The 14618-nt window shown below is 58.0% G+C and carries 12 protein-coding genes; 10 read left to right on the forward strand and 2 right to left on the reverse strand.

Annotated elements, in window-relative coordinates; all coding sequences use genetic code 11:
- Window position 1: 1 nt before the first annotated feature.
- Both murU and GHO42_RS12275 read right to left on the reverse strand, forming a co-directional pair.
- Window positions 2-673: an N-acetylmuramate alpha-1-phosphate uridylyltransferase MurU gene (gene murU / locus GHO42_RS12270; RefSeq protein WP_153327912.1), complete on the reverse strand. Its 672-nt coding sequence runs from the start codon at window positions 671-673 to the stop codon at window positions 2-4.
- The gene (locus GHO42_RS12275) at window positions 670-1695 is read right to left on the reverse strand and encodes an aminoglycoside phosphotransferase family protein (protein WP_094999940.1); all 1026 of its coding nucleotides are present in this window, start codon (window positions 1693-1695) and stop codon (window positions 670-672) included. The genes murU and GHO42_RS12275 overlap by 4 nt, the downstream gene beginning before the upstream one ends.
- A gap of 131 nt (window positions 1696-1826) precedes the next feature.
- Here GHO42_RS12275 and GHO42_RS12280 point away from each other — a divergent pair, with 131 nt between their 5' ends.
- The 10 genes from GHO42_RS12280 (at window position 1827) to GHO42_RS12325 (ending at window position 14597) form a co-directional block, all read left to right on the forward strand.
- Window positions 1827-4577: an LPS-assembly protein LptD gene (locus GHO42_RS12280; protein WP_153327914.1), complete on the forward strand. Its 2751-nt coding sequence runs from the start codon at window positions 1827-1829 to the stop codon at window positions 4575-4577.
- Window positions 4552-5892 (forward strand): peptidylprolyl isomerase SurA, encoded by a 1341-nt coding sequence (gene surA / locus GHO42_RS12285; protein WP_169916416.1) that lies wholly within the window; start codon window positions 4552-4554, stop codon window positions 5890-5892. Before GHO42_RS12280 ends, surA begins: the two co-directional genes overlap by 26 nt.
- Window positions 5889-6878 carry a 4-hydroxythreonine-4-phosphate dehydrogenase PdxA gene (gene pdxA / locus GHO42_RS12290; protein WP_094999937.1) on the forward strand — a complete coding sequence of 330 codons (990 nt, stop codon included), beginning with the start codon at window positions 5889-5891 and terminating at the stop codon, window positions 6876-6878. Before surA ends, pdxA begins: the two co-directional genes overlap by 4 nt.
- The gene (gene rsmA, locus GHO42_RS12295) at window positions 6875-7693 is read left to right on the forward strand and encodes a 16S rRNA (adenine(1518)-N(6)/adenine(1519)-N(6))-dimethyltransferase RsmA (RefSeq protein WP_094999936.1); all 819 of its coding nucleotides are present in this window, start codon (window positions 6875-6877) and stop codon (window positions 7691-7693) included. The genes pdxA and rsmA overlap by 4 nt, the downstream gene beginning before the upstream one ends.
- A gap of 123 nt (window positions 7694-7816) precedes the next feature.
- On the forward strand, window positions 7817-8197 hold the full coding sequence (gene apaG, locus GHO42_RS12300) for a Co2+/Mg2+ efflux protein ApaG (RefSeq protein ID WP_094999935.1): 381 nt from the start codon (window positions 7817-7819) through the stop codon (window positions 8195-8197).
- Window positions 8197-9114, forward strand: coding sequence for a symmetrical bis(5'-nucleosyl)-tetraphosphatase (locus GHO42_RS12305; RefSeq protein ID WP_094999934.1), 918 nt, complete (start codon window positions 8197-8199; stop codon window positions 9112-9114). The genes apaG and GHO42_RS12305 overlap by 1 nt, the downstream gene beginning before the upstream one ends.
- On the forward strand, window positions 9111-9440 hold the full coding sequence (glpE, locus tag GHO42_RS12310) for a thiosulfate sulfurtransferase GlpE (RefSeq protein WP_094999933.1): 330 nt from the start codon (window positions 9111-9113) through the stop codon (window positions 9438-9440). The genes GHO42_RS12305 and glpE overlap by 4 nt, the downstream gene beginning before the upstream one ends.
- 299 nt (window positions 9441-9739) lie before the next feature.
- On the forward strand, window positions 9740-11662 hold the full coding sequence (locus tag GHO42_RS12315; RefSeq protein ID WP_016782433.1) for a PrkA family serine protein kinase: 1923 nt from the start codon (window positions 9740-9742) through the stop codon (window positions 11660-11662).
- A gap of 101 nt (window positions 11663-11763) precedes the next feature.
- Window positions 11764-13038 (forward strand): YeaH/YhbH family protein, encoded by a 1275-nt coding sequence (locus GHO42_RS12320; RefSeq protein WP_094999932.1) that lies wholly within the window; start codon window positions 11764-11766, stop codon window positions 13036-13038.
- On the forward strand, window positions 13035-14597 hold the full coding sequence (locus GHO42_RS12325; RefSeq protein WP_094999931.1) for a SpoVR family protein: 1563 nt from the start codon (window positions 13035-13037) through the stop codon (window positions 14595-14597). Before GHO42_RS12320 ends, GHO42_RS12325 begins: the two co-directional genes overlap by 4 nt.
- The last annotated feature ends 21 nt before the right edge of the window (window positions 14598-14618 follow it).

Consider the following 14618-nt stretch of genomic DNA (forward strand, 5'->3'; position numbering starts at 1 on the left):
GCTAGCGCGCGTCCTTGATCAACGACTCGACCTCGGCCAGGCGCTCGTGCGTCCCTACATCCACCCAATGCCCTTGCAATCGCTCACCTGTCACTTGCCCTGCCGCCATGGCGTTACGTAATAGCGGTGCCAGTTTGAATGCACCCGCCGTACAGCCCCTGAACAGATCGGGGTGAAGCACGGCGATACCGCTGTAGGTCAGCGTATCGGCACCCGACATGCCATCTTGAACCTGTCCGCCGCTCAAGCTGAAATCACCGCTCGTGTGGTGTGCCGGGTTATCCACAAGAACCAGATGAGCCAGCCCGGTCAACGGCTGACGCAAGGCAGCAAACTCGTAATCGGTCCAGATATCACCGTTCACCACGGCAAAGGGTTCATCGCCAAGCAACGCCAGCGCCTGGAAAATTCCGCCACCGGTCTCTAGCGGTTCGCCTTCCGGGGAGTACTGGATGCTGACACCAAACTGCGAACCGTCGCCCAGATGATCTTCAATTTGCTGACCCAGCCAGGCATGGTTGATCACAATGTCGGTAAAACCTGCCGCGGCCAGCGCCCGCAAGTGGTACTCGATCAACGGCACGCCACCCACACGCACCAAGGGCTTTGGTGTATGCAGGGTCAGTGGCCGCAAGCGCTCGCCCTTACCGGCGGCCAGAATCATCGCCTTCATGCATCGACCTCGCTGACCAGCCCCAGACTGCTGAACAACTCACCCAGCTCTGCCAGCTCGGGACGTCGCGCCAGCACAGCTTCTATATAAGAGAAGAAGCGCGGTACATCGGCCAGATAGCGTGGTTTGCCATCGCGATGACAAATGCGGGCAAAAATGCCGATCACTTTCAAATGCCGCTGCACACCCATCAGGTCGCTGGCGCGCAAGAATTCTTCAAAATCGCGCTGCACCGGGATGCCCAACGGCAGCGCCAGCTTCCAGTAATCCTGCAGCCAGTTGCGCACACGCTCTTCAGGCCAGCTCAAGAAGGCGTCCTTGAACAGGCACGTAATGTCGTACGTCACCGGGCCATACACTGCGTCCTGGAAATCCAGCACCCCAGGATTGGGAATGCTGAGCATCAGGTTGCGCGGCATAAAGTCGCGGTGCACCAGCACTTTGGGCTGCGCCAGGGCACTGTCGATCAGCAGCGTACTGACTCGTTGCCAGACGGCCTGTTGCTGCTCATTGAAATCCACCCCCAGGTGAGCTCGCACGTACCACTCGGGGAACAGCTCCAGCTCGCGACGCAACAAGGCCACGTCATAGCTGGGCAAAGGCTCGGTCATCGGCAATTGCTGAAAGGCCAGCAAGGCTTCAATGGCATCCTTGAACAACTCGTCGGCGTTGCTGCTGTTGATCACGTCCAGGAAGGTCTTGTTGCCCAGATCGTTGAGCAATAGAAAGCCGCGATCAAGATCCTGAGCGTAAATTTTCGGTACGTTAATCAGGCAAGTTCGCAAAAAATCAGCAATATCGACGAAAGGTTTGCAGTTTTCCTGGGGCGGCGGCGCGTCCATGACAACAAAACTGCGGCCCTCGCCCTCCCAGCGAAAATAGCGTCTGAAGCTCGCATCGCTACTGGCAGCAGTCAACGTGGCCGGGGGCACAGCTCCCCAACCCTCATTCTCGAACACGGTTGCCAACTGCTCATCCAGCCAAACTTTCAGGTGTTGCAGGCGTACATCTTGGTCAGGCATTACAAGGGTCTCCGACGGCGCTAGCCGTCAAGCGGGTCATGCTTTATTATCCAGAATCTTTTCCAGACCATCGATAGGCGTGCGGTCCCCCACCGCGGGCTGATGGCACGCAGGAAGCCCGGACTAATAAGATGGCATTGAAATCCCCCGCGTTTCGTAAAAAATTTCCGTTGCTGGTAACCGGCAGTTTGCTGGCCATGCAACCTCTCGCCACGCCGTTCGCGTTTGCCGAGGAGCAGTATGACTGTTCCGTGTCGGCTACGGGGGGCTGGGATTGCGCACCAAAAACCAACGTGGCGCAACTGCCACCGCGTCCTGCGCACGGTGACGGGTCTGTGGGTGCCAGCGGTGAAACCAGCGAGCAGGCCAAACAGGCCCCGCTGGTCACCGAGGCCAAAGGCCGTGGGCTCAAGGCGCGCAGTGACGATTACAGTCACCTCGACTGGGTGCCCCGGGACAAGCTGACCGCTGCCCAGTTTGCCGAAACCGGCCCGTACTGCTCCGGTTCGTACGTAGAGCCCATCCGTCCGGGCATGAACGACCCCACCAGCAAAAGCGACGCCCCGACCTTTATCGGCGCCAAAGCCTCCCGCTATGAGCAGGAAGAGCAGGTTGCGACCCTGGCCGGTGACGTAGTCATGCGCCAGGGCAGCATGCAGATCGAAGCCGACGAAGCCAGCCTGTACCAGGCTGAAAGCCGTGGCGAGCTCAACGGCAAGGTGCGCCTGCGTGACAACGGCGCACTGATCGTCGGCGACCACGCCGATGTGCAACTGGACACGGGTGCGGCCAAGGTCGACAACGCCGAATATGTGCTGCACAAGTCGCGCATCCGCGGCAGTGCGCTGTATGCCAAGCGTGCCGAAGACTCGATCATCCGCCTCAAGGATGGTACCTACACCACCTGCGAGCCAAACAGCAACGCCTGGCAGCTCAAGGGCAATAACATCACGTTGAACCCGGCCACCGGTTTCGGTACGGCCACCAACGTAACGCTGCGGGTCAAGGACATTCCGGTGTTCTACACCCCGTACATCTATTTCCCGATCGACGATCGCCGCCAGTCCGGTTTCCTGCCGCCGTCCTTCAGCAGCAGCACCGACACCGGCTTTATGCTCGTGACCCCGTACTACTTCAACCTGGCACCCAACTACGATGCCACGTTGTACCCGCGCTACATGACCAAGCGCGGCCTGTTGATGGAAGGCGAGTTCCGCTACCTGACCGAATCGAGCGAAGGCCAGTTAGGTGCCGCGTACCTCAACGACGACAACGACGACCGCAAGCGCCAGACCGATTACACCGACAAGCGCTACATGCTTAACTGGCAGCACAAGGGTGGTCTCGACTCCCGTGTACTGACCGAAGTCGACTACACCAAAATCAGCGATCCGTATTACTTCCAGGACCTGGAAAGTGACCAGATCGGCGTTGAAAGCCGTGACTACCTGAACCAGCAGGGCGCCGTCAGCTACCGTGGCGATGACTACACCGCCAAGCTGAACGTGCAGGCCTATCAACTGGCTACCGTTACCCAGATCACGCCTTACGACATGTTGCCGCAGCTCACCCTCAACGGGATGCTGCCAACTCACCCAGGTGGCCTGAACTTCGCCTACAACACCGAACTGGTGCGATTCGATCGCGACTTGGAAACCGGTAAGTACACCAACGAAGACGGCACCACAGCAGATCGTCTGGACACCAACGTGAAAGGCCTGGCCCGTGCCAACGGTACGCGCATGAATCTTGCACCTAGTGTCAGCCTGCCGCTGAACTGGAGCTATGGCTTCCTGACGCCGTCCCTGAAGTACATGTACACCCAGTACGACCTGGACTTGGATGGCACCGGAAAGTCTGAGCTGCCCACTGGCCAGAAATTCGATAGCTCGGTCAACCGCAGCGTGCCAATCGCCAGCGTCGACAGCGGCCTGTACTTCGACCGCAACACCAACTGGTTCGGTACCAACTACCGCCAGACCCTCGAGCCGCGTGCGTTTTATCTGTATGTCCCAGAGAAAAATCAGGATGACATCCCGATCTTCGACACCAGCGAAAGCACCTTCAGCTATTCCTCGCTGTGGCGTGACAACCGCTTTACCGGTACTGACCGTGTAGGCGACGAGAACAAGCTGTCGCTGGGTCTGACCAGCCGCCTGATCGAAGACAACGGCTTTGAGCGTCAACGCATCAGCGTGGGCCAGGCCTACTACTTCAAGGACCGCAAAGTTCAGTTACCGGGCATTGACGCAGACCGCAAGGATGCTACATCCAGCGTGTCCCCTTATGCCCTTGAATACGCCTATCGCTTCAACCGCGACTGGCGTGCGACTGCTGACTACAACTGGGATCCGGAAACCCGCAGCCCGCGCTCAGGCAGTGCGATGATGCACTACCAGCCTGAAGACAACCCGAACAAGGTGGTCAACGCAGGCTTCCGCTACCGCAACGACCAGGTGCGCTACGACCAGTACACCGGCAAGTGGACTGTGGGCGGTGGCGACTATCTGTCCCCGGGTGATCCTGGCTACATCAAGGATTACTACAAGATCAAGCAGCACGACTTCTCGGTTATCTGGCCGATCGTGCCGCAATGGAACGCCATCAGCCGCTGGCAGTACGACTACAACCGCAACCGTACCCTGGAAGCCTTCGGTGGCTTCGAGTACGACAACTGCTGCTGGAAGCTTCGTCTGATCAGCCGTTACTGGGTATCCAACGACGAGTACACCCAGGAAGCCCCTCAAAACGAGAAGGGCGACCATGGTCTCTTCCTCCAAGTTGTGCTGAAAGGTCTCGGTGGCGTTGTTGGCACCAAAGTAGAGAGCTTCCTCGACAAAGGCATCCAAGGTTATCGTGAACGTGAAGATCAAGCTTTCTGAGTGTCTGCGCCCGCTAATGCTGGGCGCGTTGTTCCTGGGTACTGCAGCCAGCGCTGCAGTACAGCCCCTGGATAAAGTGGTGGCCATCGTCGACAACGACGTGATCATGCAGAGCCAACTGGACCAGCGTGTCCACGAAGTTCAGCAAACCATCGCCAAGCGTGGCCAGGGTGTACCGCCTGCCAGTGTTCTGGATCAGCAAGTGCTTGAGCGCCTGATCGTCGAAAACCTGCAACTGCAGATCGGCGAGCGTTCAGGCATTCGCATCACGGACGAAGAACTGAACCAGGCTATCGGCACCATTGCCCAGCGCAACAACATGACCATCGAGCAATTCCGTCAGGCCCTGGCCCACGACGGTCTGTCGTATGAAGATGCCCGTGAACAGGTGCGTCGCGAGATGATCATCAGCCGTGTGCGTCAGCGCCGCGTGGCTGAGCGCATTCAGGTCACGGATCAGGAAGTGAAAAACTTCCTGGCCTCGGACCTGGGCAAATTGCAGATGTCCGAAGAGTTCCACCTGGCCAATATCCTGATCCCGACGCCTGAAAGCGCGAGCTCGGAAGCCATCCAGAACGCGGCAAAGCAAGCTGAAGAGGTCTACAACAAGCTCAAACAGGGCGCTGACTTTGCCCAAATGGCCATCGCCCGCTCCGGCAGCGACACGGCACTGGAAGGTGGCGACATGGGCTGGCGTAAAGCTGCTCAACTGCCTCCCCCTTTCGACCGCATGCTCAGTGAGATGCCTGTAGGCGACGTTACACCTCCAGTGCGCACGCCAGGCGGCTTCATCATCCTCAAGCTGAACGCGAAACGCGGCGGTGGATCAGTGGTGGTGGACGAAGTCCATGTCCGTCATATCCTGATCAAGCCAAGCGAAATTCGTACTGAAGCGCAAACCAAGGAACTGGCAGCCAAAATCTACGACCGCATTACGTCGGGCGAAGACTTTGCCACCCTGGCCAAGACTTACTCGGAAGACCCGGGCTCCGCCCTCAACGGCGGCGACCTGAACTGGGTTGACCCGAATTCGCTGGTGCCCGAGTTCCGCGAAGCCATGGCCGACACTCCGCAAGGTGTGCTGTCCAAGCCGTTCAAGACCCAATACGGCTGGCATGTTCTGGAAGTCCTTGGCCGTCGTGCCACTGACAGCACCACCCAGGCGCGCGAGCAACAGGCTATGAACGCTCTGCGTAACCGCAAATACGATGAAGAGCTGCAATCCTGGCTGCGTCAGATCCGCGACGAAGCCTATGTTGAAATCAAGCTGCCAGGCGCAACCGGTACTGACAGCGCAGGCCAGGCCGCGCAGTGAACACACAGCGTTTTGCCCTGACACCCGGCGAACCGGCAGGCATAGGTCCCGACCTGTGCCTGCTACTCGCCTCGCAACACCAGCCACACCCCCTGATCGCCATCACCAGCTGCGACCTGCTCCTTGAGCGGGCCGCGCAGCTCGGTGTGGCTGTCAGCCTGCTACCGGTCGAGCCGGGCAACTGGCCCGATCAGCCGGCTCCGGCAGGCAGCCTGTACGTGTGGGACACCCCGTTGAACGCCACGGTTACCGCCGGCAAGCTGGACAAGGCCAACGCAGCCTTTGTGCTGCAAACCCTCACACGCGCCGCCCAGGGCTGCGTGGATGGCGACTTTGCCGGCATGATCACCGCCCCGGTGCACAAGGGCGTGATCAACGAAGCGGGCATCCCGTTCTCCGGGCATACCGAATTCCTCGCCGACCTGACCCATACACCGCAGGTCGTGATGATGCTTGCCACCCGCGGACTGCGCGTGGCACTGGTCACCACTCACCTGCCCCTGCGTCAGGTCAGCGATGCAATCACCCCCGAGCGACTGATGCGGGTCACCCGCATTCTGCACGCCGATCTAAAACAAAAATTTGGCATCGCCCGGCCGCGCATCCTGGTTTGCGGGCTCAACCCCCATGCAGGTGAAGGCGGCCATTTGGGCCACGAAGAAACAGACATCATCGAACCAACCCTGGAGCGCCTGCGCAGCGAGGGCATGGACCTGCGTGGCCCGCTGCCTGCCGACACTCTGTTTACCCCCAAATATCTGGAACACTGCGACGCAGTGCTGGCGATGTACCACGACCAAGGCCTGCCCGTACTCAAGTACAAAGGGTTTGGTGCCGCAGTCAACATCACCCTGGGCTTGCCGATTATCCGCACCTCTGTCGACCACGGCACCGCCCTGGATCTGGCGGGTAGTGGCAAGATCGATACCGGCAGCCTGCAAGTCGCCCTGGAAACCGCCTACCAGATGGCCGAGACCCGTATATGAACGAGCAATACCAACACAAGGCGCGCAAGCGCTTTGGTCAGAACTTCCTGCACGATGCCGGGGTTATCGACCGCATCCTGCGCGCCATCAACGCCAAGGCTGGCGAACGCCTGCTGGAAATCGGCCCGGGCCAGGGTGCCCTCACCGAAGGCATTCTCAACAGCGGTGGCCAGCTCGACGTTGTGGAGCTCGACAAGGATCTGGTGCCGATCCTCAACCGTCAGTTTGCCGGCATGAGCAACTTCACCCTGCACCAGGGTGATGCGCTGAAGTTCGACTTCAAGAGCCTCAATGCTGCCCCTCGCACCCTGCGCGTGGTTGGTAACCTGCCGTACAACATCTCCACGCCGTTGATTTTTCACCTGCTGAAAAACGCCGAGCTGATCCGCGACATGCACTTCATGCTGCAAAAAGAAGTGGTTGAGCGCATGGCCGCCGGGCCTGGCGGTGGTGATTGGGGTCGTCTGTCGATCATGGTTCAGTACCACTGCCGCGTCGAACACCTGTTCAACGTAGGCCCGGGTGCATTCAACCCGCCGCCGAAAGTTGATTCAGCGATTGTCCGTCTGGTGCCCCACGAAGTGCTGCCGCATCCGGCCAAAGACCACCGCCTGCTTGAGCGCGTGGTTCGCGAAGCCTTCAACCAGCGCCGCAAGACCCTGCGCAACACCCTCAAAGCCTTGCTCAGCAACGCTGAAATCGAAGCCGCAGGCGTCGATGGCAGCAAACGCCCGGAGCAACTCGACCTGGCCGCCTTCGTGCGCCTGGCCGACAAGCTCAGCGAGCAACCGGTCGTGGCGCCCGCCGCCGACTGATCGCCGAGAAAAAACGGGTACCCGGCCAGACGCCACGTCTAGCCGGGTACCCGCTGTTTGGCCTAGACTCAGGCATCAGTTTTATCCCGAACTGTGTCTTCGCTTTCAAGTAAGGCCTCTCGCATGCACGATCCCCGCTATCTGGTCGACGTCAGCGTCGTCACACGTTACCTGCCAGAACAATCACAGCCCGAGCATCAGCGCTTTGCCTTTGCGTACACCATCACGGTACGCAACAACGGTTCAATACCTGCCAAGCTGTTGTCACGGCACTGGGTAATCACCGACGGCGATGGTCATGTAGAAGAAGTCCGTGGCGCCGGTGTTGTAGGACTGCAACCCAAGATTGATCCCGGCAGCGAGCACACCTACAGCAGTGGGTCGGTCATCACAACCAAAGTCGGCACCATGCAGGGCAGCTACCTGATGCATGCCGATGACGGTCATGAGTTCAAAGCCATTATTGCGCCCTTTCGCCTGGCGGTACCCGGAGCCCTGCACTGATGGCGGTGTATGCCGTTGGCGACTTGCAAGGCTGCCTGAAACCGCTCAAGCGCCTGCTCGAACGCGTGGCCTTCGACCCCACCAAAGACAAGCTCTGGCTGGTGGGCGACCTGGTCAACCGCGGTCCCGAATCACTGGAAACCCTGCGCTTTCTGTATCGCATGCGCGAGTCGCTGGTGTGTGTACTGGGCAACCATGACCTGCACCTGCTGGCCGTGGGGCGCAATATCGAACGCCTGAAAAAAGGCGACACTTTGCGCGAAATTCTCCAGGCCCCCGATTGCGATGAGTTGTTGAACTGGCTGCGTCAGCAACCGCTGCTGCATTACGATGCCGAGCGTGAGGTTGCACTGGTGCATGCCGGAATACCGCCCCAGTGGACGCTGAAAAAAGCCCTCAAATGCGCCAGCGAAGTCGAACAGGCGCTGCGCGATGACAACCTTGTCGGCCCCTATCTCGACGGCATGTACGGCAACGACCCGGCCAAGTGGGATAACGGACTGACCGGCGTTACCCGGTTGCGGGTTATTACCAACTATTTCACCCGTATGCGGTTCTGCACCCGAGACGGCAAGCTCGACCTGAAAAGCAAAGAAGGCGTAGGTACTGCACCGCCCGGCTTCGCTCCATGGTTCAGCTACAAAGAACGCAAAACCCAAGGCCTCAAGATCATCTTCGGGCATTGGGCAGCACTGGAAGGCAACTGCAAGGAACCCGGCATCTTCGCACTCGATACCGGCTGTGTCTGGGGCGGCGCCATGACCCTGCTCAATGTCGACACCGGCCAACGCCTGCTCTGCGATTGCGACGATCCGACACTTGCCGTACCCGGCATTGCCCCACACTCCGCACCAACTTCCCAACCCTTGGGCGCCAGCCAGCCGCGCCCGCTTTCAGGCCACAGGAATTTCCCATGACCGAATTCAAACGCATCCCGCCAGAACAGGCTCAGGCCCTGCGCGAACAAGGCGCCGTAGTCGTCGACGTGCGTGACCCGCAAGCTTTTGCCGCCAATCACATCAGCGGTTCAAAACATCTGGACAACCACTCGCTGCACGATTTCATCGCCAACGCCGACCTCGACGCCCCTCTGATCGTGGCCTGCTACCACGGCAACTCCAGCCAGAGCGCTGCGGCGTATCTTGTCGGCCAGGGCTTTAGCGAGGTCTACAGCCTGGATGGCGGCTTCGAATTGTGGCGTACCACTTACCCGGACGAAACCGCCCAAAGCCCGGGCGAATAATATTTTTATCAGCCCCAGCCCCCGTGATCAGAGGGCTTGGGGCCTGCCTGACCAACGGTCTAAGGCAACAATTCACGCATCTGACCTTGACCTCCCGTATTACCAACTATCCTTTACCTCAGGCCATCCAAATCTGGGGAGAGCCGGTACACCGGCGAATGGATCATCGGTAGTAACTTCAAGGGGTTAGCCACCTTGATGGTGTCCTGGGGGGTACACAGCAGCTGAAATGCTGCTGCATGCCAGCACTCGAACTGACCGATCTATCGCCGACTCCACGTATCGAGCGAGGTGACGTCATGAGTATTTTTAGCCACTTCCAACAACGCTTCGAGTCCACACGCCAGGAAGAGCTTACGCTCCAGGAATATCTTGAGCTGTGCAAACAGGACAAAAGCACTTACGCCTCAGCCGCGGAACGGCTACTGCTGGCCATTGGCGAGCCGGAACTGCTGGACACCTCAACCGACTCCCGGCTGTCGAGGATTTTCTCCAACAAGGTGATTCGCCGCTACCCGGCCTTTGAAGACTTCCACGGAATGGAAGAATGCATCGACCAGATAGTTTCCTACTTCCGCCATGCCGCACAGGGCCTGGAAGAGAAAAAACAAATCCTTTACCTGCTGGGCCCGGTAGGGGGCGGCAAGTCATCCCTTGCCGAGAAGCTCAAACAGTTGATTGAAAAAGTCCCCTTCTATGCAATCAAGGGCTCACCGGTTTTCGAGTCGCCTTTGGGCCTGTTCAACGCCACCGAAGATGGCGCGATCCTCGAGGAAGACTTCGGCATTCCCAAACGCTACCTGAGCACCATCATGTCGCCGTGGGCCACCAAGCGCCTTGCCGAGTTTGGCGGTGATATCAGCCAGTTCCGCGTAGTAAAACTGTACCCGTCGATCCTCAACCAGATCGGTGTAGCCAAAACCGAACCCGGTGACGAAAACAACCAGGACATTTCGGCCCTTGTAGGTAAGGTCGATATCCGCAAACTGGAAGAATTCCCGCAGAACGATGCCGACGCCTACAGCTACTCGGGCGCTCTGTGCCGGTCCAACCAGGGCCTGATGGAGTTCGTGGAGATGTTCAAGGCACCCATCAAGGTGCTGCACCCACTGCTGACGGCTACCCAGGAAGGTAACTACAACAGTACCGAAGGCTTGGGCGCGATTCCGTTTACCGGCATCCTGCTTGCCCACTCCAACGAATCGGAATGGCATACCTTCCGCAACAACAAGAACAACGAAGCGTTTATCGACCGGATCTACATCGTCAAAGTACCGTACTGCCTGCGTGTCAGTGACGAAGTGAAAATCTACGACAAACTGCTGTTCAACAGCTCACTGGCCAAAGCCCATTGCGCACCCGACACCCTGAAGATGCTGGCCCAGTTCACCGTACTGTCGCGCCTCAAAGAACCGGAAAACTCCAACATCTATTCCAAGATGCGGGTTTATGACGGCGAGAACCTCAAGGACACCGACCCGAAAGCCAAGTCCATCCAGGAGTACCGTGACAACGCGGGTGTGGACGAAGGCATGAATGGCCTTTCGACCCGTTTTGCGTTCAAGATCCTGTCCAAGGTATTCAACTTCGACCCCCACGAAATTGCCGCCAACCCGGTGCACCTGCTTTATGTGCTCGAACAGCAGATCGAACAGGAACAATTCCAGGCCGAAACCCGCGAGCGCTACCTGCGTTTCCTCAAGGAATACCTGGCGCCGCGCTACATCGAATTTATCGGCAAGGAAATCCAGACCGCTTACCTGGAGTCCTACAGCGAATACGGGCAAAACATCTTCGACCGTTATGTGCTCTACGCCGACTTCTGGATTCAGGACCAGGAATACCGGGATCCGGAAACCGGCGAAATCCTCAACCGCGTGGCCCTCAACGAAGAGTTGGAAAAAATCGAGAAACCGGCCGGCATCAGCAATCCGAAAGATTTCCGCAACGAAATCGTCAACTTCGTACTGCGTGCCCGGGCGAACAACAACGGTAAGAATCCAACCTGGCTCAGTTACGAGAAACTGCGGGTGGTGATCGAGAAAAAAATGTTCTCCAACACCGAAGACCTGCTGCCGGTTATCAGTTTCAACGCCAAGGCAAGCAAAGAGGACCAGCAAAAACACAACGACTTTGTTACTCGAATGGTCGAACGTGGCTATACCGACAAACAAGTGCGGCTGCTCTCCGAGTGGTACCTGCGGGTCCGCAAGTCGCAGTGAGGCAGTTGTAAGCCTCAAGCCTCAAGCTGCAGGAAAAGGCATGGGTAAATGCCTGGACTTGCAGCTTGCAGCTCACAACTTGAAGCTGCCCGGAGGGCCTAATGAGCTATGTGATCGACCGACGCCTCAATGGCAAGAACAAGAGCACGGTTAACCGTCAGCGTTTTCTGCGTCGCTACCGTGACCACATTAAAAAGGCCGTAGAAGAGGCCGTGGGCCGCCGCTCCATTACGGATATGGAACATGGCGAGCAAATCAGCATCCCTGGCCGCGATATCGATGAGCCGGTGATGCATCACGGGCGTGGTGGCAAGCAAACCGTGGTTCACCCCGGCAACAAGGAGTTTACCAGCGGCGAACATATCCCCCGGCCCCAAGGTGGATCGGGAGGTGGCGGCGGCCCTGGCAAAGCGGGGAATTCCGGCGAAGGCATGGACGAATTCGTGTTCCAGATCACTCAGGAAGAGTTCCTCGAATTCATGTTCGAAGACCTCGAACTGCCCAATCTGGTCAAACGCAACCTGACCGGCACCGACACGTTCAAAACCGTACGTGCCGGTATCAGCAACGAGGGCAACCCGTCTCGTATCAACATCATTCGTACCTTGCGCTCAGCTCACGCTCGACGCATCGCGCTGTCCGGCAGCAGCCGGGCGAAACTGCGGGAAGCCAAGGCCGAACTGGAGCGATTAAAACGCGAGGAGCCCGATAACTTCGGCGATATCAAGACCATCGAGGCCGAAATCGAGAAACTCAGCGCCCGCATTCATCGCGTGCCATTTCTCGACACCTTTGACCTCAAGTACAACCTGTTGATCAAACAGCCCAACCCCAGCTCCAAAGCCGTCATGTTCTGCCTCATGGACGTTTCAGGCTCCATGACCCAAGCCACCAAAGACATTGCCAAACGCTTTTTCATCCTTCTGTACCTGTTCCTGAAGCGTAACTACGACAAGATTGACGTAGTGTTTATTCGCCATCACACCAGCGCACGAGAGGTGGACGAAGAGGAGTTTTTCTATTCCCGGGAAACCGGCGGCACTATCGTCTCCAGCGCACTCAAACTGATGCAGGAGATCATGGCCGAACGCTACCCCACCAACGAATGGAACATCTACGCAGCCCAAGCCTCTGACGGAGACAACTGGAACGACGACTCACCCATCTGCCGCGACATTCTGATCAACCAGATCATGCCATTTGTGCAGTACTACACTTATGTAGAGATCACCCCGCGCGAACACCAGGCGCTCTGGTATGAGTACGAACGCATCAGCGAGGCGTTTTCCGACACCTTCGCTCAACAGCAACTGGTCTCGGCCGGCGATATTTATCCGGTCTTCCGTGAACTCTTCCAGCGCAGGTTAGTGACATGACCGCCAAAGAGAATAAGCGCCAACCCATCTCCACCGGCTCAGAGTGGACCTTTGACCTGATCCAGGCGTATGACCGCGAAATCGGCCGCCTGGCTGGCCGCTATGCGCTGGACACTTACCCCAACCAGATTGAAGTCATCACCGCCGAACAAATGATGGATGCCTACGCATCAGTGGGCATGCCGCTGGGTTATCACCACTGGTCCTACGGCAAACACTTCCTTAGTACTGAAAAATCCTACACTCGGGGCCAGATGGGTCTGGCCTACGAAATCGTTATCAACTCAGACCCCTGCATTGCCTATCTGATGGAAGAAAACACCATCTGCATGCAGGCACTGGTAGTAGCCCACGCCTGCTATGGCCACAACAGCTTCTTCAAGGGCAACTACCTGTTCCGGACCTGGACTGACGCCAGTTCGATCATCGATTACCTGGTATTCGCCAAGCAATACATCATGCAATGTGAGGAACGCCACGGTATCGATGCGGTGGAAGACCTGCTCGATTCCTGCCACGCCTTGATGAACTACGGTGTGGACCGCTACAAAAGGCCTGACCCGATCTCTGCCGAGGAGGAGCGCCGTCGACAAAAGGAACGCGAAGAGCACCTGCAAAAACAGATCAACGACCTGTGGCGCACCATCCCCAAAAGCGCAGACAAGCTCAGCGAGAAGGACAACGCCCGTTTCCCCGAAGAGCCTCAGGAAAACATCCTCTACTTCCTGGAAAAACACGCCCCGCTTCTGGAACCCTGGCAGCGCGAAGTTGTACGTATCGTGCGCAAAATAGCCCAGTACTTTTATCCGCAGCGGCAAACACAAGTGATGAACGAGGGGTGGGCGACTTTCTGGCATTACACCTTGATGAACGACCTGTACGACGAAGGCCTGGTGACCGAGGGCTTTATGATGGAGTTCCTCATTTCCCACACCAGCGTGGTGTTCCAGCCCGGCTTTGACAGCCCTTACTACAGCGGTATCAACCCCTACGCGCTTGGGTTTGCGATGTATTGCGATATCCGGCGCATATGCGAACACCCGACCGAGGAGGATCGTTACTGGTTCCCGGACCTTGCGGGCAGCGACTGGCTGTCGAGCATCAAATTCGCCATGAGCAGCTTCAAGGACGAGAGTTTTATCCTGCAATACCTCTCACCCAAAGTGATCCGCGACCTGAAGCTGTTCAGCATCATGGACGACGATCAAAAAGACGACCTGCTGGTGCCAGCCATCCACGACGAAAATGGCTACCGCATCATTCGCGAAACCCTGGCCGCGCAATACAACCTGGGCAATCGCGAACCCAATATCCAGATCTGGAGCATCGACCGCCGGGGCGACCGTTCACTGACCCTGCGTCACCAGCAACATGACCGCAAACCCCTGGGCGACTCCACCGAAGAAGTTCTCAAGCACTTGCACCGCTTGTGGGGCTTCGACATCCATCTGGAAACACTGCAAGGCGACCAGGTCATGAAGGTCCACCATGTCCCGCCAAAAGGCGACCACGGTGAGATTGACCGCGGTCGCCTGGATATGGGAGCCATTCACCTGTAAAGCAGGCCTCCGTTAGCACGG

It is taken from the genome of Pseudomonas sp. FSL R10-0056, assembly GCF_009600105.1.
Classification (GTDB): domain Bacteria; phylum Pseudomonadota; class Gammaproteobacteria; order Pseudomonadales; family Pseudomonadaceae; genus Aquipseudomonas; species Aquipseudomonas bubulae.